The following is a 23,023-nucleotide window of genomic DNA, read 5'->3' as shown; positions in this document are numbered from 1 at the left end:
GCTGGCTGCAACTTGATCGAATCAGCGTTGGAGTATGTATGAATGAAGTCGAGGGTATCGGTCCGCACGCGTTGCCAGGCTTGCGTGAACAGGTCGCGAAAATCCTAGAAGAGGCCAGCCGACAAGGGGCCAGTGCCTGTGAAGTCTCGGTCTCGATGGAGCAGGGCCTGTCGACGACGGTTCGTCAGCGGGAAGTGGAAACAGTCGAATTCAATCGCGATCAGGGCTTCGGTATCACGCTTTACGTCGGCCAGCGCAAAGGGTCGGCGAGCACCACCGGCAGCGGCGACGAAGCGGTTCGCGAAACCGTGGCGGCGGCGCTGGCGATTGCCAAACATGCGTCGGCCGACGAATTTGCCGGGCTCGCCGACCCGGCACTGATGGCTCAAGATGTGCCGGATCTGGACCTTTATCATCCCTGGCAGATCGCCCCCGACCAAGCAATCGAACTCGCGCTCAGCTGCGAGGAGTCGGCCTTCGCCACGGACAAACGCATTCTCAATGCCGACGGTACCAGCCTGAGCACGCATCAGGGCTGCCGCGGTTATGGCAATAGCAATGGCTTCATAGGGGCTTACTGCAGCTCGCGTCACAGCCTCAGCTGCGTGATGATCGCCGAGTCCGATGGGCAGATGCAGCGGGACTATCACTACGACGTCTCCCGCGTAGCAGGTGACTTGGCCTCGGCGGAGTCGATTGGCCGGCGTGCTGCCGAGCGCGCCGTTCGCCGCTTGGGCGCGCGTCCCGTACCGACCTGCGATGTGCCGGTGCTGTTTTCTGCGGAGCTTGCTACGGGGCTGTTCGGGCACTTTCTTGCGGCGATTTCTGGAGGCAATCTCTATCGGCAATCGTCCTATCTGGAAGGCTCGCTGGGGCAGACGCTGTTTCCTGAATGGCTCAATCTGGACGAGCGACCGCTTCTGCCTCGTGGTCTGGCCAGCTCGGCATATGACAGCGATGGCTTGGCGACCTATGCCAAGCCGTTTGTCGAAAATGGCCAGCTGGTCTCCTATGTGCTGGGCACCTATTCAGGCCGCAAGCTGGGCATGCCCAGCACCGCCAATGCGGGCGGGGTGCATAACCTGTTCGTTACCCAGGGTAACGAGGACCAGGCTGAGCTTATCCGCCGTATGGGCCGCGGGTTGTTGGTCACCGAGCTGATGGGGCAGGGCTTGAATCTGGTGACCGGGGACTATTCGCGTGGTGCTGGCGGCTTCTGGGTTGAGAACGGCGAAATCCAGTTTCCTGTGCAGGAAGTCACCATTGCGGGCAACCTGCGAGACATGTTCCGCCAGATCGTTGCGGTGGGTTGTGATGTTGAACGGCGCAGTAGCATTCACACCGGGTCGGTATTGATCGAGCGAATGAAGGTGGCGGGGCAGTAGCAATTAGCTGCAAGCGGCATGCAGAGCAACAAGGTAATAACTAGGAGATGCCGGCAGGTATCTGGCCCGAAATAGCGGCCGCGCTAGCAGCGTTATTCACCTTCCTCGAAATAGTCTTCGATCAAGGCGATCATCGCTGCAAGCGCCTCGTGCTCCTGGTCGCCCTGGGTGTGCAGGTGCAGCGTGGTGCCTTTGCTGGCGGCAAGCATCATGACTGCCATGATGCTTTTGCCGTCCACCCTGCTTGCAGGGCTGCGACCGACCCGAATGTCACAGGGAAACTGATTGGCAACTCCGACGAACTTCGCTGCCGCTCGGGCATGCAGGCCAAGCTTGTTGATGATGGTAACTTCGCACGAAGGCATGTGGGTTCCTAAGCCAGGTCGCGATGCCGGACCTGGACGTTCTTCAGAGGTTCGCGCAGCGCTTGGCCCAGCCGCTCGGCCAGATACACCGAACGGTGGTGCCCACCGGTACAGCCAATGGCGACAGTGACATAGGCGCGGTTGCTGGCAGCGAAGCGCGGAAGCCATTTGCTCAGGTAGGCAAGGATGTCCTGAAACATTTCCTCTACGTCCGCCTGCCCGGAGAGATAGTCGATCACGGGCTGGTCCAGTCCGGAAAAATCGCGCAGATCGGCTTTCCAGTAAGGGTTAGGCAAACAGCGCACATCAAACACCAAATCGGCATCGACAGGCATGCCTCGCTTGAAACCGAAGGACTCGAAGAGAAAAGCGGTACCCGGTTCAGGCTTGTTCAGCAGGCGCAGCTTTAGCGTGTCTCGTAGCTGATAGAGATTCAGGTGTGTGGTGTCGATCTTCAGGTCGGCATGATCGATGATGGGCGCTAGAAGCAATTCTTCGTCACGGATAGCTTCGGCTAGGGAGCGGTTCTGATTGGTCAGCGGATGCCGCCGACGCGTCTCTGAAAAGCGTTTCAGCAGCGTCTCGTCCGCCGCATCTAGATAAAGCACATCGCATTGGATGTAGCGGGCACGGACGTCCTCGAGCAGCTCGGGGAAACGTTTCAGCTGACTCGGCAGGTTGCGCGCGTCGATCGACACTGCGACTTGGGGCTGCAGCAACTCTGTGTGCAACAGGGCCCTTTCCGCCAGCTCTGGAAGAAGGCCAGCGGGCAGGTTGTCGATGCAGTAGAAACCATTGTCCTCAAGTACGTTCAGGGCAGTGCTCTTGCCGGATCCAGAGCGCCCACTGACGATGATCAGGCGCATCGAGCAGCGCCGAAGGGCCGGGCTCGGCCACGAGTGATTTGCTGCGCGTAGCCGCAGCAGGTGGTGTGCAGGCAGATAGGGGGCACGTCTCTTTCCTCACTCAGCGTTGGGCGATGGTGGGTTGCTGCGCCCTAGTGACCGTTCTGGATGTCGACCACGGCCTGGTACAGCTCATGACCCGTCGTGGCGCGGCGTAGCCGGTCACGAACTTCCTCGCGGTCCAGCATGCTTGCAATCTGACGGAGTAGCTCGAGATGTTCGTCGGTGGCTGCCTCCGGCACCAACAATACAAACAAGAGGTCGACAGGCGCGCCGTCGATGGCGTCGAAGTCCACCGGTGTATCGAGCTTCAGCACTGCACTGAGCGGTGATGTGCAGCCAGGCATACGGCAGTGCGGTATCGCGATGCCGTTGCCGAAGCCGGTGGAGCCAAGTTTTTCCCGGGCGATGAAGCTTTCGAAAATCGCTTGGCTGTCGATATCGGGCAGGTCCGCGCCGAGAACCTTGGCAATCTGTTCCAGGACACGCTTTTTGCTGCCGCCCGGAACGCTAACCAGGGCGCGTCCGGGGGTCAGTATGTTTTCAATACGGATCATGATGGGTCAGCGAGCCAGGGCGCCCTGATGGTGGTCGAGCTGCTTTTCTTTATGTTTGATCAATTGCCGATCGAGTTTGTCGGCAAGCAAGTCGATGGCTGCGTACATATCCTCATGCTCGGCATTGGCAACGACCTCTCGCCCCGCTACGTGCAGCGTGGCCTCGGCCTTTTGCCTGAGCTTTTCGACTTGAAGGATGACTTGTACGGCAATGATGCGGTCGAAATGGCGTTCTATCCGCTCGAATTTCTCCTCGACGTAGTCACGCAGGGCTTCAGTGATTTCAAGGTGAAGGCCAGTGATGTTGACTTGCATACTGCATCTCCTATTGCCACGTGCGAATTGACGGGCTGAACACCCGTCGCCGGAACAAATCCACCAGGTCGCCTGGTGTTACATCAACCGCTTGCGCTCGCTTGAGGGTGCGATCCCGAGTGACTCGCGGTACTTGGCTACGGTGCGGCGCGCAACTTGAATCCCTTGTGCTTCCAGTAGACCAGCGATCTTGCTGTCGCTCAATGGCTTTTTCTGGTTTTCCGCGGCTACCAGTTTCTTGATGATTGCGCGAATGGCGGTGGATGAGCACTCGCCGCCTTCAGCAGTGCTCACATGGCTCGAGAAGAAGTATTTGAGTTCGTAGATGCCGCGGGGCGTGTGCATGAACTTCTGCGTGGTGACCCGTGAGATCGTCGACTCATGCATGCCCACCGCTTCGGCGATATCGTGCAACACCAGTGGTTTCATGGCTTCGTCGCCATGTTCGAAAAAGCCACGCTGGTGTTCGACGATTTGGGTGGCCACTTTCATCAGCGTTTCGTTGCGGCTGAGCAGGCTTTTGATGAACCAGCGGGCTTCTTGAAGCTGGTTGCGCATGAAGGTGTTGTCGGCGCTCGAGTCGGCACGTTTGACGAACCCGGCATACTGAGCGTTCACCCGCAGGCGCGGCATCGCCTCCTGATTCAGTTCGACCAACCAGCGGCCATTGTGCTTGCGCACGATTACGTCAGGCACGACATACTCAGGCTCTCCGGCTTCGATCTGCGAGCCCGGGCGCGGATTGAGGCTCTGGATCAAGTCGATGATCTGGCGCAGCTCGTCTTCTTTGAGCTTCATGCGACGCATCAGCAGGCTGTAGTCACGCACGCCAAGAATATCCAGGTGATCGCTGACCAAGCGCACCGCTTCGCTTAGCCACTCGGTACGCTCGGGGAGCTGGCGAAGCTGCAGCAGCAGGCATTCGCGCAAGTCGCGCGCGCCGATGCCGGCGGGCTCGAACTGCTGGATGCGGCGTAGCACCACTTCGACCTCATCGAGTTCGATTCCAAGTTCCGGGTCAAACGACTCGAGGACTTCCTCGAGCGTTTCGTCGAGATAACCCTGGGGGTTGATGCAGTCGATCAGGGTGGCTGCTATGAGACGGTCGGTGTCGCTCATCGGTGCGAGGTTGAGCTGCCAGAGCAAGTGGCTTTGCAGGCTTTCCCCTGATGATGTGCGGGTAGTGAAATCCCATTCATCATCGTCGTTGCTCGGCAGGCTGCTGGCGCTGGTCTGGTAGATGTCTTCCCAGGCGGTGTCGACTGGAAGCTCGTTGGGGATACGGTCGGCCCAATCGCCGTCCTCGAGGTTCTCCACCGTGTTGATGGGCTCCTCGTAATGATTGTCGGGCTCGCTGTGCTCGGGCGAGTCGGTCGTCGGGCTTTCGCTTTTCTTTTCGATCGACTCGGCCATCGGGTCGGAGTTATCGAAATCTTCTCCGTCTTCTTCGCGCTCGAGCATGGGGTTGGAATCCAGCGCCTCCTGAATCTCCTGCTGAAGATCGAGTGTGGATAGCTGGAGCAATCGTATGGCTTGTTGCAGCTGCGGTGTCATCGTCAGCTGCTGGCCCATCTTCAGGACTAGCGATGGTTTCATGGCAGAGGACTTCGAACCTTGTTTGCCGGCGCAACCGCGCCTGTTCCGATTTCGCTGGCGCCGCGCGCCGATGTAAGCAAATTATATGCCTGGCAACGAAGCCTTTGCCTAGCCCTGTAGGTGCGTAGAGCAGAAAAAACCGCTATCAAAGTCGGAATTCGTGTCCCAGATAGACTTCCTTCACCAGTTGGTTGGCGAGGATGGTCTCTGCATCGCCCTCGGCGATCAACTGGCCGTCATTCACGATATAGGCGGTTTCACAGATATCCAGAGTTTCGCGGACGTTGTGATCGGTGATTAGGACGCCGATGCCCTTGGCCTTGAGATGATGGATGATCTGCTTGATGTCGCCGACCGAAATAGGGTCAACGCCGGCAAAGGGTTCATCGAGCAGGATGAACTTGGGCGCCGTGGCCAGCGCGCGGGCAATTTCAACGCGGCGCCGTTCGCCACCCGATAGGCTCATGCCGAGACTGTCGCGGATGTGATGGATGTGAAATTCCTGCAGCAGACCTTCCAGCGCCTGTTGGCGGCCGTTGCGGTCAAGGTCCTTGCGCGTCTCCAGGATGGCCATGATGTTGTCGGAGACCGAAAGCTTGCGAAAGATCGATGCTTCCTGCGGTAGGTAACCAATGCCCGCGCGTGCACGGCCATGCATGGGGAGGTGCGTCACATCCTGGTCGTCGATCAGTACACGGCCCTGATCGGCTTTGACCAATCCCACGATCATGTAGAAGCAAGTGGTTTTGCCGGCGCCGTTAGGCCCCAGCAGTCCGACGATCTGTCCGCTTTCGATGGACAGGCTGACATCACGTACGACCTGACGGCTCTTGTAGCTCTTCGCCAAATGCTGGGCCTTGAGAATCGCCATTACTCGGGCTGCTCCGTTGCCGGCTCTTTCTTGCGAGGCTGGATGACCATGTCCACGCGTGGGCGGGGTGTGGTGACATCAGTATTGGTGGCGCGACCAGCATTGACGATCTGTCGCTGGGTGTCATAGACGATCTTCTCGCCTTCGAAGGTATTGCCTTCCTGAACGACCTTGGCCTGGTCGATCAGGACGATGCGTTCGTTCGCGGCAAAATACTGAATCGTCAGGCCGTAAGCCTTGACGATCTCCTTGTCTGCAGCTGGCTTCTGTTCGTAGTAGGCAGGTTTGCCGATGGAGGTGAACACCTCGACATCGCCATTCTGGTTCTGAGTGATGGTCACAGTGTCGCCTGTGATCTTCATTGTTCCCTGGGTGATGACCACGTCGCCGCGGTACACGGCTACGCCTTGCCGGTCGTCCAGCTCAGCGGTATCGGCCTGAACACGGATAGGCTGGTTGCGATCCTCGGGAAGTGCGTGGGCGTTCGCGCCAAGTAGAAAAATGCCTAAACCGATCAGGAGGGGGAGGGTCTTAACGCAGCTCATGCTGGCCTCTTACGTTGGATAGCAGGAGCATCCTGCCTTCGTCTAGATACGCTTTCATGCCCGTAGCGGTCGTCACACCGTTTGCGGCGACGATTCTAACGGGTTGCCGGGTCTCGGCATAATCCTTCTCGGGAAGGACGGTCATCCGGCTGGTAGTGATGATGGTCGGGCGCCCCTTGGCATCGTTGCGTTCGACCTTGACGTTATCGATCAATTCGACTTCCTTGCCTTGCGGGCCGACCTCGCCGCGTTCACTGGTGACCTGCCACGGCAGCCCGGAACCGCGAAATGAGCGCAGGTTCGGGCGGGTCAGTAAACTGACATCGCTGGCCTTGATATGCTCCACCTTTTCCGCAGTCAGCTCATAGTTACGCTTGCCGTCCGGCTGGTATTGGACTGTGCGTGAATTGGTGACGTAGAAGTCAATGGGCGACGCTATGCCCTCGGTTATCGGCGCCTCCTGCATAAAGCTCTCAGGGCGAACGTTCCAGTAGCCGATCGCGACCAGAAGCAGTGCGATCAGCAGCAGAATGGCGGGGAAGCGGAGCCTGCTTAGCATGGTTGCCTCTAGAGGTAAGCGGCCTGAGCCGCGTCGAGATTGCCCTGGGCGCGCATGATCAGTTCGCAGAACTCTCGCGCCGCGCCCTCGCCACCACGAGCGGCTGTCACGCCGTGGGCGTGCTGGCGAACGAACGCATCGGCACTGGCGACCGCCATGCCAAGGCCTACCCGGCGCATTACCGGCAGGTCAGGCAGGTCATCGCCCAAGTAGGCGACTTCAGCGTAGTCGAGACCGAGTTCGCCGAGCAATTCGTCGAGCGCCACCAGCTTGTCTTCACGGCCCTGATACAGGTGCTGAATGCCCAGGTTTTGCGCTCGGCGCTCAACCACAGGCGTCTTGCGGCCGCTGATGATCGCGGTGCGTACGCCGGAGTTGATCAGCATCTTGATGCCGTGGCCGTCCAGGGTATTGAACGTCTTGAATTCGCTGCCGTCGACAAGAAAGTACAGCTTGCCGTCGGTTAGCACGCCGTCCACATCAAATATGGCCAGGCGAATGTCGCGGGCACGTCGTAGCAGATCGTTCACTTACATCACCCCTGCGCGCAATAGATCGTGCATGTTCAGCGCACCGATTGGCCGGTCGTTTTCGTCAACCACCACCAGCGCGTTGATCTTGTTGTCTTCCATGATTTTCAATGCTTCGGCGGCAAGCATGTCGGCATGCGCTGTCTTGCCGTGAAGCGTCATGACCTGATCGATGCTTGCCTGGCGAACGTCGATGCCCTTGTCCAACGTGCGGCGTAGGTCGCCATCGGTGAAGATTCCGGCCAGGCGGCCGTCTGCCTCCACAACCGCCGTCATGCCGAGGCCTTTTTGAGTCATTTCCAACAAGGCTTCGCGCAGCGATGTGCCGCGGCTGATCAGAGGTAGACGATCACCAGCATGCATCACGTGCTCAACTTTCAGCAGAAGGCGTCTGCCCAATGCGCCGCCCGGGTGTGAAAAAGCGAAGTCCTCGGCGGTGAAACCGCGTGCTTCCAATAGCGCGATTGCCAGCGCGTCACCCAGTACCAGGCTGACAGTGGTCGATGAAGTCGGTGCCAGGTTCAGCGGGCAGGCTTCAATGGCGACGCTCGCATCGATGTTGACCGCCGCCGCCTTGGCCAGCACCGACTCGGGATTGCCCGTCATGCTGATCAGGGTGATACCGAGGCGCTTGATCAGCGGCAGTAATGTCACGATTTCGCTGGTGGTCCCTGAATTGGACAGGGCCAGCACCACGTCGTCATGCGTGATCATGCCCATGTCACCGTGGCTGGCCTCGGCTGGGTGGACGAAGAATGCCGTGGTGCCGGTGCTGGCGAGCGTGGCGGCGATCTTGTTGCCGACGTGCCCAGACTTACCCATGCCGACGACAACGACGCGGCCCTTGCACTGCAGGATGAGCTCGCAGGCTTTGACGAAATGTTCATCGATGCGTGTGCTGAGTTGCTCCACCGCCTCAATTTCCATGCGAATGGTGCGCTGGGCAGTCTCGATCAGCTGGCTGCTCTGGCTCATGTCTGTGATCGCCTGAATGAAAACGCGGGATTATAGCGGCAAACCTCGCACTGCCCACTGAAAAGCGTCGTGCTGATCGTCGCGCCTGTAACTGAACCCAGGCTGAACAAATGTGCGCTCGCTCATGCATCGATACAGAGACTGGCTTGGGAGGCCCATAGCGCGGTGCTATAGTTCGCGCCGCTAAAAACGGCTCTGCGAAGTACCTCCGAAAGAGCGGAGGGCGTCTGATTCGCAGGCTGTATCCGAGGAGATCCAATGAGCGCCGCCAACGCTAACGCCGTCGAGCTGAAGGGTGTCACCTTCAAGCGCGGTGAGCGGAGCATTTTCAATAACGTTGACATAGTCATTCCCCGCGGCAAGGTGACGGCCATCATGGGCCCTTCCGGCTGCGGCAAGACTACGTTGCTGCGCCTGATCGCTGCCCAACTCAAACCGACCCATGGCGAGGTCTGGGTGGCGGGCACCAATTTGCCGACGCTGTCGCGCCGCGAGCTGTTCGACATGCGCAAGCAGATGGGTGTGCTCTTCCAGAGCGGCGCCTTGTTCACGGACCTCGATGTGTTCGAAAACGTCGCCTTTCCGCTGCGCGTTCATACCAAACTGCCTGAAGAGATGATCCGCGACATCGTTCTGATGAAGCTTCAGGCGGTTGGCTTGCGCGGCGCGGTCGAGCTGATGCCCGAAGAGCTGTCGGGAGGGATGAAACGGCGGGTAGCGTTGGCGCGCGCGATCGCGCTGGATCCTCAGATTCTGATGTACGACGAGCCGTTCGCGGGCCAGGACCCCATCGCCATGGGCGTTCTGGTGCAGTTGATTCGATTGCTTACCGACGCGCTGGGGATCACCAGCATCGTTGTCTCCCACGATTTGGCCGAAACGGCGAGCATCGCTGACTACATCTATGTGGTTGGAGACGCCCAGGTACTGGGGCAGGGCACGCCGGCAGAGCTTCACGAGTCGACCAATCCGCGGATTCGGCAGTTCATGAAAGGGGCCGCGGACGGTCCGGTGCCTTTCCACTTTCCGGCGCCGGCGTATGCCGATGATCTGTTGCGAGGCACCGATGCGTAAGCGTTCCTTGATCGAACGGATCCGTCTGGTTGGTAAGGGTGGAATGAATGTGGTCGCAGCGCTAGGGCGTGCGACACTGTTTCTTTTTCACGCCTTGTTCGGTCCCAGTGGCCTGGATAATCGATTTTCGCTGTTGGTGCGGCAGCTCTATTCCGTAGGTGTGCTCTCGCTTGCGATTGTTGTGGTCTCCGGTGTGTTCATCGGCATGGTGCTAGCCCTTCAGGGCTATAGCATTCTCAGCAGCTATGGCTCTGAGCAGGCCGTTGGCCAGATGGTGGCGCTTACGCTGTTGCGCGAACTGGGACCTGTGGTTACCGCGCTGTTGTTCGCCGGCCGCGCGGGATCCGCGTTGGCAGCCGAAATCGGCAACATGAAGTCCACCGAGCAGCTGTCCAGTCTGGAAATGATCGGTGTCGATCCGTTGAAGTACATCGTCGCACCGCGACTATGGGCCGGCTTCATATCCCTGCCATTGCTCACCCTGATTTTCAACGTGGTCGGCATCTGGGGCGGGGCTATGGTTGCGGTGGACTGGCTCGGAGTTTACGAAGGCTCGTTCTGGGCCAACATGCAGAACAGTGTTGTCTTTGCCACTGACGTGCTCAACGGCGTCGTCAAGAGCCTGGTATTCGCCGTTGTGGTGACCTGGATCGCGGTGTTTCAGGGCTATGACTGCGAGCCCACTTCCGAAGGCATCAGTCGCGCCACCACACGAACCGTCGTCTATGCCTCGCTGGCCGTGCTCGGCCTCGACTTTATTCTGACCGCCTTGATGTTTGGAGATTTTTGATGCGTATCCGCACCCTGGAAATAGGTGTTGGTCTGTTCCTGCTGGCGGGCGTTCTGGCCTTGCTGTTGCTGTCGCTGCGGGTCAGTGGCCTGAACGTCGACAGTACCGACACCTACAAGCTTTATGCCTATTTCGACAATATTGCCGGTCTGAGTGTCCGATCCAAGGTCACCATGGCTGGCGTGACCATCGGTAAGGTGACCGCCATCGATCTGGACCGCGAAAGCTATACGGGACGTGTCACGCTGGAGGTTCAGAAGGACGTCGATATCCTGCCGACGGACTCAACCGCTTCGATCCTGACGGCCGGGTTGCTCGGCGAGAAATACGTCGGCATCAGCGTCGGTGGTGAAGAAGAAACGCTTGGTGATGGCGATACGATCCGCGATACCCAGTCCTCTTTGGTGCTGGAAGAGCTGATCGGCAAGTTTCTACTCAATTCGGTCAATAAAGAGTGAGGTGCAACCCCATGATGACTGCCCTGCGTCGCGGTTTGCTGGTACTGCTGGCGGCCTTTCCACTGCTGGTCCAGGCAGCGCCTAGCGCCCATGAGGTGATCCAGCGGACCACCGACGAACTGCTTGCCGATCTCAAGGCAAACAAGGAGCAGTATCGACAGGACCCTAGTGCGTTCTACGATTCGCTCAACGACATTCTCGGGCCGGTGGTGGATGCCGAAGGGATTTCACGGAGCATCATGACTGTGAAGTACTCGCGCAATGCCACTCCGGCGCAGATGACGCGCTTCCAGGAAAACTTCAAGCGCAGTCTGATGCAGTTCTATGGAAACGCGTTGCTGGAATACAACAATCAGCAGATCAAGGTCCTGCCCGCCAGTGGCAGGCAGGATCCCGAGCGCACCAGTGTCGGCATGGAGGTGACCGGTCGCCAGGGTGAGATCTATCCGGTCTCCTACACCATGGTCAATCATGGCGGCAATTGGATGGTTCGCAACGTGATCATCAACGGCATCAACATTGGCAAACTGTTCCGTGACCAATTTGCCGACGCCATGCAGAAGAACGACGGCGACCTGGACAAGACCATCGATGGCTGGTCCGAGGTGGTGGCGCGCGCCAAGGACACCGAGGCGGGCCAACGGGCGGCGGGCGATGAGTGACGGGCGGGTTGAGCGAGGCGCTGGCGGTGAGCTTCGCCTGGCCGGCGTGCTTGACTACCAGTCCGGCCCGGCTCTTCGACGGCAAGGCCAGGCACTGATTCGTCAGGCCAAGGGCACACGTATCTCGGTTGATTGCAGTGCGGTTGAGCGATCCAGCAGTGTCGGCTTGTCGTTGCTGCTGGCTTTCACGCGCGACGCGCAGAAACAGGGCGATGAGCTCGTCGTTACCGGGCTGCCTGGAGATATGCGGGAGCTCGCCCGGGTGTCCGGTTTGCTTGATGTTTTTTCATTTGAGAGCGAAACAGAGGGAGCTGTCTGATGTTGCTGCGCTGGGCGGAATCGACGCGGGCCAAGGTGCATTCGGCCGCTGAGTCGCTGGGTAATCTTCTGGTCGAGACCTTCCACTACCTGTCGCTGTTCGCGATTGGAGCTGTGACCGCCTGGGCTGGTCTAGTCGCGTTTCTGGGCATGGTGGAAAAAGGCAGCATCAGCGTTGATGACATTCTGCTGCTGTTCATCTATCTCGAACTCGGTGCGATGGTGGGTATTTATTTCAAGACCAACCACATGCCGGTGCGGTTCTTGATCTATGTGGCGATCACCGCATTGACCCGGCTGCTGATCTCCGACGTCTCGCACCATCACCGTCCGGACATGGGGGTCGTCTATATTTCCGGAGCTATCCTGCTGCTGGCGGTGGCTATCCTGGTGGTGCGCTTCGCGTCATCCCGCTTCCCCGCTGTAACGCCAGCCAGCCGGCATCCGCAGCGGCGTGACGCCGATGCCGAAACGCTCGACTGATATGCGGCTTCGTCAGCCAGCGTGGCTGCGGGGTTCGCAGTCTCTGGGCTTTTTTGTATGATGGCCGGCCGTGCGCGTCCGGCGCCGATCGAGGTTGAACATGCAGGCCGTAGAAGTTAAGAATTTCCTGGAAGAAAAACTTTCAGGCGCTCAGGTGGAAGTCGAAGGCGAGGGCTGCAACTTCCAGTTGAATGTGATCAGCGACGAATTGGCAGGCCTGAGCCCGGTCAAGCGTCAGCAGCAAATTTATGCACATCTGAATCCGTGGATTGCGGATGGCAGCATCCACGCCGTTACGATGAAATTCTTCAGTCGTGCCGACTGGCTTGCGCGCAGCTGATTGCCGGTCACTACAGGCATCTCTCCGTCCGCGTGCGATTGCTGATATCGCGCACGGCTCTTCTTCGCCAGTGCTTCGAGCCTGCGGGTTACGGGAACATTCATGGATAAATTGATCATTACCGGCGGTGCCCGCCTCAATGGCGAGATTCGCATCTCCGGCGCGAAGAACTCGGCTCTCCCGATTTTGGCCGCTACCTTGCTGGCCGACACCCCGGTGACCGTGTGCAACTTGCCGCACCTGCACGACATCACCACCATGATCGAGCTGTTCGGTCGCATGGGCGTGCAACCGGTTATCGACGAAAAACTCAGCGTTGAAGTCGACGCCAGCAGCATCCAGACACTGGTCGCGCCTTACGAGCTGGTCAAGACCATGCGGGCTTCGATCCTCGTTCTGGGACCAATGGTGGCTCGGTTCGGCGAAGCCGAAGTGGCCCTGCCTGGCGGTTGCGCCATTGGCTCGCGTCCTGTGGATCTGCACATTCGCGGTCTGGAGGCGATGGGCGCTCAGATTGACGTCGAGGGCGGCTACATCAAAGCCAAGGCGCCAGCCGGTGGCTTGCGCGGTGCCCACTTCTTCTTCGACATCGTCAGCGTCACAGGTACCGAGAACATCATGATGGCCGCGGCACTGGCCAACGGCCGTTCCGTGCTGGAGAACGCCGCGCGTGAGCCGGAGGTGGTCGACCTGGCCAACTTCCTCAACGCCATGGGGGCGCAGATCTCCGGCGCCGGCACCGATACCATCACCATCGACGGCGTGAAGCGTCTGGGGGGCGGCCGGTACAGCGTGATGCCCGACCGCATCGAGACCGGCACTTATCTCGTGGCTGCTGCCGCTACCGGCGGACGGGTAAAGCTCAAGGACACCGATGCAACCTTGCTTGAGGCGGTGTTGCACAAGCTCGAGGAGGCCGGTGCCCACATCGATACTGGCAGCAACTGGATCGAGCTCGACATGAAGGGCAATCGGCCCAAAGCGGTAAATCTCCGGACAGCGCCGTACCCGGCTTTTCCGACCGACATGCAGGCGCAGTTCATTGCCATGAATGCGGTTGCTGAAGGTACTGGGACAGTTATCGAGACCGTGTTCGAAAACCGCTTCATGCACGTTTACGAAATGAATCGCATGGGCTCGCAGATTCTCGTCGAAGGCAATACCGCTATTGTGACCGGTGTACCCAAGCTTAAAGGTGCTCCGGTCATGGCGACCGACCTGCGCGCGTCAGCGAGCCTGGTCATCGCGGGCCTGGTGGCTGAGGGCGATACCTTGATCGACCGCATCTACCACATCGACCGCGGTTACGAGTGCATCGAGGAAAAGCTGCAATTGTTGGGCGCCAAGATTCGCCGCGTCCCGGGCTAGTTGCCGGAATAGGCCGCCGACTCACTGCTGGCGGCCAGGGCCGAGACCTGCTGCACCTGTGCGGGCCGCTGCCAAGGTCGCCATCAATAGGCTTCAAGGAATAAACCGTTAATGCTCACCATCGCCCTGTCCAAAGGCCGCATCCTCGACGATACCCTGCCGTTGCTTGCGGCCGCCGGTATCGTACCCACCGAGAACCCGGAAAAAAGCCGCAAGCTGATCATCCCGACGACGCAGGACGACGTGCGTCTGCTGATCGTGCGGGCCACCGATGTGCCGACCTATGTCGAGCACGGCGCAGCGGATCTCGGCGTCGCGGGCAAGGATGTGCTGATGGAATACGGCGGCCAAGGGCTATACGAGCCCCTCGACCTGCGGATCGCCAACTGCAAGCTGATGACGGCCGGAAAGGTCGGCGCAGCAGAGCCCAAGGGACGACTGCGGGTCGCGACTAAATTCGTCAACGTTGCCAAGCGCTATTACGCCGAGCAAGGGCGGCAGGTCGACATCATCAAGCTTTACGGCTCTATGGAACTCGCGCCGCTGGTGGGATTGGCAGACAAGATCATTGACGTTGTCGACACCGGCAATACGCTGCGCGCCAATGGATTGGAGCCTCAGGAGCTGATCGCAATGATCAGCTCGCGCCTGGTGGTCAACAAGGCCTCGATGAAAATGCAGCATGCGCGCATCCAGGCCCTGATCGATGCGCTCCAGAGCGCCATTGCACACCACGATTGATCAAAGGCCGGACGGTTCACAGCCGGCCAGCCGATCCGCGTCATAGCCTAAATTTTCAGGTGCCCGCGCGGTCGGCTTGTTAGTCTAGGGCGCCTGACCATCGCTGTACTCATCCCTTCATGAGGCCCGTTATGACTGCTCCCATCGACATCCGCCGACTCAATGCTGCTGATCCCGATTTCGCGCGACATCTGGATCATCTGCTGAGCTGGGAAAGCGTGTCTGATGATGGCGTCAATCAGCGTGTGTTGGACATCATCAGGGCAGTACGCGAGCGTGGTGATGACGCGTTGGTGGAGCTGACCCAGCGCTTCGACGGCCTTGAAGTCGCCTCCATGGCTGACCTGATACTGCCGCGCGAACGACTTGAACTTGCGCTGACGCGGATCAGCCCGGCGCAGCGTCAGGCGTTGGAAGCCGCCGCTGAGCGTGTCCGCATCTACCATGAAAAGCAAAAACAGGACTCCTGGACCTACACCGAAGCAGACGGCACCGTGCTTGGTCAGAAGGTGACGCCGCTCGATCGCGCGGGGCTTTACGTGCCGGGTGGTAAGGCATCGTATCCTTCATCGGTACTGATGAACGCCATTCCGGCAAAGGTTGCCGGGGTGCCGGAAGTCGTGATGGTGGTCCCCACGCCTCGCGGTGAGATCAACGAACTGGTCTTGGCAGCGGCGTGCATCGCTGGCGTCGACCGGGTATTCACCATCGGTGGCGCGCAAGCCGTCGCGGCGCTGGCCTACGGGACCGAAAGCGTGCCGCCAGTCGACAAGATCGTCGGGCCAGGCAACATCTACGTCGCGACGGCCAAGCGTCATGTATTCGGCAAAGTCGGCATCGATATGATCGCTGGCCCTTCCGAGATTCTGGTGGTGTGCGACGGTCAGACCGATCCCGACTGGATCGCCATGGATCTGTTTTCCCAGGCCGAGCACGACGAGGATGCGCAGTCGATACTGGTCAGTCCGGATGCAGCCTTTCTTGATCGTGTCGCTGAAAGTATTTCCCGTTTGCTGCCCAGCCTTGAGCGTTGCGAGATCGCTCGCGCGTCGCTGCAAGGGCGTGGGGCATTGATTCAGGTTGCCGATATGCAGCAAGCGATCGATGTCGCTAATCGCATTGCGCCGGAGCACCTCGAGCTGTCGGTGGCTGATCCCGATGCGTGGCTGCCGCAGATTCGACACGCAGGGGCGATCTTCATGGGCCGCTACACGGCCGAGGCGTTGGGCGACTATTGCGCGGGTCCGAATCACGTCCTGCCCACGTCGGGGACTGCGCGCTTCTCGTCACCCTTGGGCGTGTACGATTTCCAGAAGCGCTCGTCGATCATCAACTGTTCGGCTGAAGGCGCGTCAGAATTGGGCAAGGTCGCCTCGGTGCTGGCGCGCGGCGAGTCGCTTACCGCTCACGCCCGCAGCGCCGAGTACCGAATCAAGGGCTAACTGAGAGTCGCAACCAAGCGGAGCGGTTGAGGCTTCGCTTGTTCTGTTTTGCCAGCCCGACCGGTAGGGAGCTGTTCGTCGCTTCCACTGGCGGCAAATCGATCATTTTCTGAGGAGAGAAGGGCGGATGAGCAAATTCTGGAGCCCCTTCGTCAAGGCGCTGGTTCCCTATGTGCCAGGTGAGCAGCCAAAGCTGACCAATCTGGTCAAGCTCAACACCAATGAGAACCCCTACGGCCCTTCGCCCAAGGCGCTTGCAGCGATGCAGGCCGAGCTGAATGACAACCTGCGGTTGTATCCCGATCCGAACGGCGAGCGCCTCAAGCGCGCTGTTGCTGATTACTACCACGTTCGCCCTGATCAGGTTTTCGTCGGCAATGGCTCCGACGAGGTGCTCGCCCACGTTTTCCACGGGCTGTTCCAGCATGGCAAGCCGCTGCTGTTCCCCGATGTGACCTACAGCTTCTACCCGGTCTATTGCGGCCTGTATGGCATCGACTACGAGACCATCGCGCTGGACGACCGTTTTCAGATCGAGGTAGCCGATTACGCCCGGCCCAATGGGGGCATCATTTTCCCCAATCCCAACGCGCCGACGGGTTGCTTGCTGGCGCTTGAGGCGATTGAGCAGCTGCTGCAGGCAAACCCCGATTCGGTGGTTGTGGTCGACGAGGCCTACATCGACTTTGGCGGTGAGTCAGCAATCGCGCTAGTGGACCGCTACCCGAACCTGCTGGTCACCCAGACGCTTTCCAAATCGCGCTCCCTGGCAGGGCTGCGAGTCGGTCTGGCGGTAGGGCATCCGGATCTGATCGAGGCGCTGGAGCGGATCAAGAACAGTTTCAACTCTTATCCGTTAGACCGTATTGCCATTGCTGGCGCAGCGGCTGCATTCGAAGATCGCGCCTATTTCGAGCAAACCTGTCAGCAGGTAATTGCGAGTCGTGAGGCTGTCACGGTGGCAATGCAGGCGTTGGGCTTCGAGGTACTGCCCTCGGCGGCGAACTTCATCTTCGCGCGCCATCCGCAGCACGATGCTGCTGCGATGGCGGCCGGGCTGCGCGAGCACGGCGTCATCGTGCGGCATTTCAAGATGGGGCGAATCGACCAGTTTCTGCGGATCAGTGTCGGGGCGCCGGAGCAAAATCAGGCATTGCTCGATGCGCTAAAGCGCATCGGCTAACCCGTGCGCGCTGCGAGCCTCGTGTTGCTTGCAGCGCCTGCCTCTGGTCGGTGGCGATTGCAGCGCGGCTCGCTGTCTCCGAGCCTTGTGCTCGGTGCAGAAACCGGGCAATAAGGTAATTGCAAGAGCGTATCGAGCTCCTGCGGCGGCCTCTCTACCCTGTTGAGGCGGCGCTAAGGGTTTCGCTTTGTGGCAGCTCGAAGAAACCTATTTGAGGAGCGTCGAGTGCGATTAGCGACAGTGACCGCTTTGGCCGAACAGGCGGTTACTGCGGAGTTTTCTCCACCAGTGGCCGCATGCCCACTTCGGCCGTCAGCGTCAGCGGCTTGCCGTTGCGCAGAATGTCGATATCGATCTTGTCTCCAGGTCGCACACGGGCAACCTGGTTCATCGAGCTGCGACCGTCGCTGGCTTGGTGCCCATCAATGCTGAGGATCAGGTCGCCCGGCAGCAGGCCGGCGCGCTCAGCAGGCCCATCCCGATACACGCCGGCCACCACGATCCCGGGCCGGCCGGCCTGACCGAAAGATTCAGCCAGCTCCGGTGTGAGCGATTGCACCTCCACGCCGAGCCAGCCGCGGATGACCTGGCCGTGCTCGATGATGGACTTCATCACGTCCATGGCGAGCTTCACCGGGATGGCAAATCCTATGCCTTGCGAGCCGCCGGACTCGGAAATGATCGCGGTATTGATACCAATCAGTTGACCTGCAGTGTCCACCAGTGCGCCTCCCGAGTTACCGCGGTTGATCGCTGCGTCCGTCTGGATGAAATCCTCGTAGGTATTGAGGCCAAGCTGGTTGCGGCCGGTCGCGCTGATGATGCCCATCGTCACGGTTTGCCCAACGCCAAACGGGTTACCGATTGCCAGCGTCACGTCCCCGATCCGGATGCCGTCTGAGTGTCCGATGGTTATCGCAGGCAGCTTTGCCAGGTCGATCTTGAGCACCGCAAGATCAGTTTCCGGGTCGCTGCCGATCACTCGGGCAAGCGTCTCCCGGCCATCGCGCAGGGCCACGACGATCTGCTCGGCATTCGCCGTCACATGGTTGTTGGTGAGCAGGTAGCCCTCCGGGCTCATGATCACTGCCGAACCCAGGCTTGATTCCATGCGACGTTGACGCGGCAGGTTGTCCCCGTAGAAGCGCCGAAACAGCGGATCGTCCTTGAGCATCGGCGGCTGGCTGGCGCTATCGATCACCTTGGTGGTGTAGAGATTAGCCACTGCGGGCGCAGCGCTGCTGACCGCATTGGCGTAGGAGTAGGGGCCTTGCTGGGGGATGCCGATCAGCGGTGCTTGCTGCAGGCTGTAATCCGGCTCGGCGCCAAGCCCAACCAGATGTGGGTAACGCTGAATGATCAGCAGGGCCACTAGCAGGCCTGCCAGCAACGGCCAGCCAAAAAAACGCAGGGCATTGATCATCGCGATGGGAAGTCCGGACAGGTTGCGGAAGGCAAGAGCGCCTCTTAAGGTGGCGGCATTATACGAAGCTGGCCGTGAAATGCAGCCTTGCCGGCGGCAAAACTGCAACGCGACCTGTGGAATGCTTAATCCGCAACATATCTGCTGTTTGTCCCGTCTGCTATTCGCCGATGAACCCACTTCGATTCACTGATCCCATAGGAGAACGACTGCATGGCCGTCGCGCTGACCACCCTGGTCGATGAAACCGACCGATTCCTGAACGCCGCAAAGATTCCCGACTATTGTCCCAACGGCCTGCAGGTAGAGGGGCGTCCCCAGGTTCGGCGAATCGTCAGTGGCGTGACAGCCAGTCAGGCGCTGCTCGATGCCGCGGTCGAGGCTAACGCCGATGTGGTGCTGGTGCACCATGGCTATTTCTGGAAGAACGAAGACCCACGTCTAGTGGGTATGAAGCAACGCCGGCTTAAAACGCTGCTCTGCAATGACATCAGCCTGCTGGCCTACCATCTGCCGCTCGACGTTCATCCGGAGGTCGGCAATAACGTGCAGCTGGCTCGCCTGCTTGGGTTGACTGTCGAGGGTGCGCTGGAGCCGGATAATCCTCGTTCGGTCGGGCTTGTCGGTTCCCTTGATACGCCCCTCGCGCCTGTCGAGTTCATGCGGCGGATTCAAAGCGCGCTCGGACGTGAGCCGGTGATGGTCGAAGGCCCTGGCTTGATCAGGCGGGTCGCCTGGTGCACCGGTGGCGCACAGGGCTATATCGACCAAGCGGTAGCAGCAGGCGTCGATGCGTACCTGACGGGAGAAATTTCAGAGCCGACGGCGCACATCGCGCGCGAAAATGAGCTGAGTTTTTTTGCCGCCGGCCATCACGCCACTGAGCGTTACGGCGTGCAGGCGTTGGGTGAGTATCTGGCGAAGCGGTTTGCCATCGAGCATCTGTTCATCGATTGCCCAAACCCCGCGTGATCGGCGCTATGGAAGGTTGAGGCGCTGGTTGAAGTGCAACTGAGGCAGGGTTTTGCCCGGCATAAAGCTAGAGCATTTAGATCTAAGTGGCGTCCTGATTAGAATCTAATGCCGTGTTAAAGTTGCGCCCTCGTTCCGGCCGTGCCGGCCGTCCCACCTGCAAAATTCGTGAGTAGCCATGGTCGACAAACTGACGCATCTGAAACAGCTGGAGGCGGAAAGCATCCACATCATCCGTGAGGTGGCCGCCGAGTTCGACAACCCAGTGATGCTCTATTCCATCGGCAAGGATTCGGCCGTGATGCTGCATCTCGCGCGCAAGGCCTTCTTCCCCGGGCGCCTGCCGTTCCCGGTGATGCACGTCGATACCCGCTGGAAATTCCAGGAGATGTATCGCTTCCGCGAGCAGATGGTCAACGAGATGGATCTGGACCTGATCACGCACATCAACCCGGATGGCGTGGCGCAAGACATCAATCCGTTCACTCACGGCAGCGCCAAGCACACCGACATCATGAAGACCGAGGGCCTCAAGCAGGCGCTGGACAAACATGGTTTCGATGCCGCTTTCGGCGGCGCTCGCCGCGACGAAGAGAAGTCCCGTGCCAAGGAGCGTGTCTACTCCTTCCGTGACAACAAGCACCGTTGGGACCCAAAGAATCAGCGCCCGGAACTCTGGAACGTCTACAACGGCAACGTGAAGAAGGGCGAATCCATCCGCGTCTTCCCCCTGTCGAACTGGACGGAGCTGGATATCTGGCAATACATCTATCTGGAACAGATCCCAATCGTGCCGCTGTACTTCGCCGCCGAGCGCGAAGTCATCGAGAAGAACGGCACCCTGATCATGATCGACGACGAGCGCATCCTCGAGCACCTCACCGATGAGGAAAAGGCGCGCATCGAGAAGCGCATGGTTCGCTTCCGTACCCTCGGCTGCTACCCGCTGACCGGTGCGGTGGAGTCGACTGCATCGAGCCTGCCGGAAATCATCCAGGAAATGCTCCTGACGCGTACTTCCGAACGTCAGGGCCGCGTCATCGACCACGATGGCGCAGGTTCGATGGAAGAAAAGAAACGTCAGGGCTACTTCTAAGGATTCTGCACCATGTCTCATCAGTCTGATTTGATCAGCGAGGACATCCTCGCGTACCTGGCCCAGCACGAGCGCAAAGAGCTGCTGCGCTTCCTGACTTGCGGCAACGTCGACGACGGCAAGAGCACCCTGATCGGGCGCCTGCTGCACGACTCAAAGATGATCTATGAAGATCACCTTGAAGCCATCACCCGCGATTCGAAGAAATCCGGCACTACGGGCGATGACGTCGACCTGGCGTTGCTGGTCGACGGCCTGCAGGCCGAGCGCGAGCAGGGCATCACAATCGATGTCGCCTACCGCTATTTCTCCACCGCCAAGCGCAAGTTCATCATCGCCGACACCCCCGGCCATGAGCAGTACACGCGCAACATGGCGACCGGCGCTTCGACCTGCGACCTGGCGATCATCCTGGTCGACGCCCGCTACGGCGTGCAGACCCAGACCAAGCGGCACAGTTTCATTACCTCGCTGCTGGGCATCAAGCACATCGTCGTGGCCATCAACAAGATGGACCTAATGGACTTCGACCAGTCCGTATTCGAGCGCATCAAGGCCGACTACCTGGCCTTTGCCGAGCGTATCGAGCTCAAACCGTCGTCGCTGCACTTTGTGCCGATGTCCGCGCTCAAGGGTGACAACGTGGTCAACCGTTCCGAGCGCGCGCCCTGGTATGAAGGGCAGCCGCTGATGGAGATTCTCGAAAGCGTCGAGATCGCGGGCGACCGCAACTTCGAGGACCTGCGCTTCCCGGTGCAGTACGTCAATCGTCCCAACCTCAACTTCCGTGGTTTCGCTGGCACACTGGCCAGCGGCATCGTGCGCAAGGGTGACGAGGTGGTGGTACTGCCGTCCGGCAAGCGCAGCACCGTCAAATCCATCGTCACGTTTGACGGCGAGCTGGAGCAGGCGACTCCGGGCGAAGCCATCACGCTGACGCTTGAAGACGAGATCGATGTGTCGCGCGGCGATATGCTCGTGCACGCCGACAACCAACCGCGCATCACGGACAGCTTCGACGCCATGCTGGTGTGGATGGCCGAAGAGCCCATGCTGCCGGGCAAGAAATACGACATTAAACGTGCCACCAGTTATGTACCGGGCTCGATTGCCAGCATCACTCATCGGGTTGACGTGAACACGCTGGAGCATGGCCCGGCCAGTAGCCTGCAACTGAACGAGATCGGGCGGGTCAAGGTCAGCCTCGACGCGCCGATCGCGCTGGACGGGTATGCGAGGAACCCCGCTACCGGGTCGTTTATCATCATCGACCGCCTCACCAACGGTACTGTCGGCGCGGGCATGATCATTGCCGACCCGGTCGCCCACGGCTCATTCGGGCACCACGGTGCGCTGGCTCATGTCTCCACCGAAGAGCGTGCAAGCCGTTTCGGTCAGCAGCCGGCAACCGTGCTGTTCACCGGCTTGTCCGGTGCCGGCAAGAGCACCCTGGCCTATGCGGTCGAGCGCAAGCTGTTCGACATGGGCCGCGCCGTGTATGTGCTGGATGGCCAGAACCTGCGCCACGACCTGAACAAAGGTCTCCCGCAGGATCGTGCGGGCCGTACCGAAAACTGGCGCCGTGCCGCCCACGTGGCGCGTCAGTTCAATGAGGCCGGTCTGCTGACCCTGGCTGCGTTTGTCGCTCCGGATGCAGAAGGGCGTGAGCAGGCCAAGGCGCTGATCGGCAGCGGCCGGGCTATCACCGTGTATGTTCAGGCTTCTCCGCAGACCTGCCAGCAGCGCGATCCGCAGGGGTTGTACGCGGCTGGCGGCGACAACATCCCAGGCGAATCCTTCCCCTACGATGTGCCGGTAAATGCTGATCTGGTGATCGACACGGAGTCGCTTACGGTCGAAGAGAGCGCCAAGCAGGTGATCGATCTGATGCGCAAACGCGGCGCTATCTGATCAATGAGATGAGGCGTTATGCCCTGGGCAGCCAGGGCGTTCAGGCTGATGATCAACCCCGTCCATGTGGCGGGGTTTCTTTTTGGTGCGCCAGGCATGGCGCGTTGCGCGCAAGCGCAACCAGCTTGGCTGTGGTGGCCACGCTGGTGACTGGGAGGT

The 23,023-nt window shown here is 59.8% G+C and carries 26 protein-coding genes; 15 read left to right on the top strand and 11 right to left on the bottom strand.

Annotation, left to right across the window (positions count from 1 at the left end; all coding sequences use genetic code 11):
- The first annotated feature begins 38 nt into the window (after positions 1 to 38).
- Entirely contained in the window at positions 39 to 1,385 is a 1,347-nt protein-coding gene (pmbA, locus tag ACSSNI_RS08215) for a metalloprotease PmbA (protein ID WP_148925112.1), read from the top strand.
- 92 nt (positions 1,386 to 1,477) lie between these two features.
- Here the strand turns inward: pmbA and ACSSNI_RS08210 are convergent, their stop codons facing one another.
- The 10 genes from ACSSNI_RS08210 to ACSSNI_RS08165 all read right to left on the bottom strand — a co-directional run bounded on the left by ACSSNI_RS08210 (position 1,478) and on the right by ACSSNI_RS08165 (position 8,603).
- Positions 1,478 to 1,750: an HPr family phosphocarrier protein gene (locus ACSSNI_RS08210; RefSeq protein WP_148925111.1), complete on the bottom strand. Its 273-nt coding sequence runs from the start codon at positions 1,748 to 1,750 to the stop codon at positions 1,478 to 1,480.
- A gap of 8 nt (positions 1,751 to 1,758) precedes the next feature.
- Positions 1,759 to 2,616 (bottom strand): RNase adapter RapZ, encoded by an 858-nt coding sequence (gene rapZ, locus ACSSNI_RS08205; RefSeq protein WP_102836884.1) that lies wholly within the window; start codon positions 2,614 to 2,616, stop codon positions 1,759 to 1,761.
- 131 nt (positions 2,617 to 2,747) lie between these two features.
- Positions 2,748 to 3,212 (bottom strand): PTS IIA-like nitrogen regulatory protein PtsN, encoded by a 465-nt coding sequence (gene ptsN / locus ACSSNI_RS08200; RefSeq protein WP_448259080.1) that lies wholly within the window; start codon positions 3,210 to 3,212, stop codon positions 2,748 to 2,750.
- A gap of 6 nt (positions 3,213 to 3,218) precedes the next feature.
- On the bottom strand, positions 3,219 to 3,527 hold the full coding sequence (gene hpf, locus ACSSNI_RS08195) for a ribosome hibernation-promoting factor, HPF/YfiA family (protein ID WP_102836882.1): 309 nt from the start codon (positions 3,525 to 3,527) through the stop codon (positions 3,219 to 3,221).
- Between the two features lie 78 nt (positions 3,528 to 3,605).
- Positions 3,606 to 5,123 carry an RNA polymerase factor sigma-54 gene (locus tag ACSSNI_RS08190; RefSeq protein WP_448259079.1) on the bottom strand — a complete coding sequence of 506 codons (1,518 nt, stop codon included), beginning with the start codon at positions 5,121 to 5,123 and terminating at the stop codon, positions 3,606 to 3,608.
- A gap of 145 nt (positions 5,124 to 5,268) precedes the next feature.
- Complete coding sequence (gene lptB / locus ACSSNI_RS08185; protein WP_102836880.1) at positions 5,269 to 5,994, bottom strand: LPS export ABC transporter ATP-binding protein; 726 nt, start codon at positions 5,992 to 5,994, stop codon at positions 5,269 to 5,271.
- Complete coding sequence (gene lptA / locus ACSSNI_RS08180) at positions 5,994 to 6,539, bottom strand: lipopolysaccharide transport periplasmic protein LptA (RefSeq protein ID WP_342407306.1); 546 nt, start codon at positions 6,537 to 6,539, stop codon at positions 5,994 to 5,996. The genes lptB and lptA overlap by 1 nt, the downstream gene beginning before the upstream one ends.
- Positions 6,526 to 7,098, bottom strand: a complete 573-nt coding sequence (gene lptC / locus ACSSNI_RS08175; protein WP_448259076.1) for an LPS export ABC transporter periplasmic protein LptC — start codon at positions 7,096 to 7,098, stop codon at positions 6,526 to 6,528. The genes lptA and lptC overlap by 14 nt, the downstream gene beginning before the upstream one ends.
- Before the next feature lie 8 nt (positions 7,099 to 7,106).
- The gene (locus ACSSNI_RS08170) at positions 7,107 to 7,628 is read right to left on the bottom strand and encodes a KdsC family phosphatase (RefSeq protein WP_448259074.1); all 522 of its coding nucleotides are present in this window, start codon (positions 7,626 to 7,628) and stop codon (positions 7,107 to 7,109) included.
- A complete protein-coding gene (locus ACSSNI_RS08165; protein ID WP_102836876.1) occupies positions 7,629 to 8,603 on the bottom strand; it encodes a KpsF/GutQ family sugar-phosphate isomerase in 975 nt (324 codons plus the stop codon).
- Positions 8,604 to 8,861: 258 nt separating this feature from the next.
- Here ACSSNI_RS08165 and ACSSNI_RS08160 point away from each other — a divergent pair, with 258 nt between their 5' ends.
- The 11 genes from ACSSNI_RS08160 to hisC all read left to right on the top strand — a co-directional run bounded on the left by ACSSNI_RS08160 (position 8,862) and on the right by hisC (position 17,462).
- A complete protein-coding gene (locus ACSSNI_RS08160) occupies positions 8,862 to 9,677 on the top strand; it encodes an ATP-binding cassette domain-containing protein (RefSeq protein WP_159967239.1) in 816 nt (271 codons plus the stop codon).
- Positions 9,670 to 10,467: a lipid asymmetry maintenance ABC transporter permease subunit MlaE gene (gene mlaE, locus ACSSNI_RS08155; RefSeq protein ID WP_448259071.1), complete on the top strand. Its 798-nt coding sequence runs from the start codon at positions 9,670 to 9,672 to the stop codon at positions 10,465 to 10,467. The genes ACSSNI_RS08160 and mlaE overlap by 8 nt, the downstream gene beginning before the upstream one ends.
- Complete coding sequence (mlaD, locus tag ACSSNI_RS08150) at positions 10,467 to 10,925, top strand: outer membrane lipid asymmetry maintenance protein MlaD (RefSeq protein ID WP_019342622.1); 459 nt, start codon at positions 10,467 to 10,469, stop codon at positions 10,923 to 10,925. Before mlaE ends, mlaD begins: the two co-directional genes overlap by 1 nt.
- An 11-nt stretch (positions 10,926 to 10,936) precedes the next feature.
- Positions 10,937 to 11,587, top strand: a complete 651-nt coding sequence (locus ACSSNI_RS08145) for an MlaC/ttg2D family ABC transporter substrate-binding protein (protein ID WP_448259069.1) — start codon at positions 10,937 to 10,939, stop codon at positions 11,585 to 11,587.
- Positions 11,580 to 11,906: an STAS domain-containing protein gene (locus ACSSNI_RS08140; protein WP_448259066.1), complete on the top strand. Its 327-nt coding sequence runs from the start codon at positions 11,580 to 11,582 to the stop codon at positions 11,904 to 11,906. The genes ACSSNI_RS08145 and ACSSNI_RS08140 overlap by 8 nt, the downstream gene beginning before the upstream one ends.
- Positions 11,906 to 12,388, top strand: coding sequence for a phosphate-starvation-inducible protein PsiE (locus ACSSNI_RS08135; protein ID WP_102836870.1), 483 nt, complete (start codon positions 11,906 to 11,908; stop codon positions 12,386 to 12,388). Before ACSSNI_RS08140 ends, ACSSNI_RS08135 begins: the two co-directional genes overlap by 1 nt.
- A 100-nt stretch (positions 12,389 to 12,488) precedes the next feature.
- The gene (locus ACSSNI_RS08130) at positions 12,489 to 12,728 is read left to right on the top strand and encodes a BolA family protein (RefSeq protein WP_073298764.1); all 240 of its coding nucleotides are present in this window, start codon (positions 12,489 to 12,491) and stop codon (positions 12,726 to 12,728) included.
- A gap of 102 nt (positions 12,729 to 12,830) precedes the next feature.
- Entirely contained in the window at positions 12,831 to 14,096 is a 1,266-nt protein-coding gene (gene murA, locus ACSSNI_RS08125) for a UDP-N-acetylglucosamine 1-carboxyvinyltransferase (protein ID WP_102836869.1), read from the top strand.
- 111 nt (positions 14,097 to 14,207) lie between these two features.
- Positions 14,208 to 14,837, top strand: a complete 630-nt coding sequence (gene hisG / locus ACSSNI_RS08120) for an ATP phosphoribosyltransferase (RefSeq protein WP_102836868.1) — start codon at positions 14,208 to 14,210, stop codon at positions 14,835 to 14,837.
- 131 nt (positions 14,838 to 14,968) lie between these two features.
- Positions 14,969 to 16,279, top strand: a complete 1,311-nt coding sequence (gene hisD / locus ACSSNI_RS08115) for a histidinol dehydrogenase (protein ID WP_448259063.1) — start codon at positions 14,969 to 14,971, stop codon at positions 16,277 to 16,279.
- A 127-nt stretch (positions 16,280 to 16,406) separates the two neighbouring features.
- The gene (hisC, locus tag ACSSNI_RS08110) at positions 16,407 to 17,462 is read left to right on the top strand and encodes a histidinol-phosphate transaminase (protein ID WP_448259061.1); all 1,056 of its coding nucleotides are present in this window, start codon (positions 16,407 to 16,409) and stop codon (positions 17,460 to 17,462) included.
- A gap of 265 nt (positions 17,463 to 17,727) precedes the next feature.
- On the opposite strand, the gene algW is transcribed toward hisC, so the two are convergent.
- Complete coding sequence (gene algW, locus ACSSNI_RS08105; protein ID WP_448259059.1) at positions 17,728 to 18,885, bottom strand: Do family serine endopeptidase AlgW; 1,158 nt, start codon at positions 18,883 to 18,885, stop codon at positions 17,728 to 17,730.
- A gap of 213 nt (positions 18,886 to 19,098) precedes the next feature.
- Between algW and ACSSNI_RS08100 the strand changes: the two genes are divergently transcribed.
- From ACSSNI_RS08100 to cysN, 3 genes are all read left to right on the top strand, one after another.
- On the top strand, positions 19,099 to 19,857 hold the full coding sequence (locus tag ACSSNI_RS08100; protein WP_448259057.1) for a Nif3-like dinuclear metal center hexameric protein: 759 nt from the start codon (positions 19,099 to 19,101) through the stop codon (positions 19,855 to 19,857).
- Positions 19,858 to 20,035: 178 nt separating this feature from the next.
- Positions 20,036 to 20,953: a sulfate adenylyltransferase subunit CysD gene (gene cysD, locus ACSSNI_RS08095; protein WP_148925102.1), complete on the top strand. Its 918-nt coding sequence runs from the start codon at positions 20,036 to 20,038 to the stop codon at positions 20,951 to 20,953.
- Positions 20,954 to 20,965: 12 nt separating this feature from the next.
- Positions 20,966 to 22,864 (top strand): sulfate adenylyltransferase subunit CysN, encoded by a 1,899-nt coding sequence (gene cysN / locus ACSSNI_RS08090; protein WP_448259054.1) that lies wholly within the window; start codon positions 20,966 to 20,968, stop codon positions 22,862 to 22,864.
- Positions 22,865 to 23,023 lie beyond the last annotated feature (159 nt).

The sequence above is a fragment of the Stutzerimonas tianxiuensis genome (genome assembly GCF_053470365.1).
The sequence above is the reverse complement of the archived record's forward strand: the minus strand, read 5'-3'. Positions and strand labels throughout refer to the sequence as shown.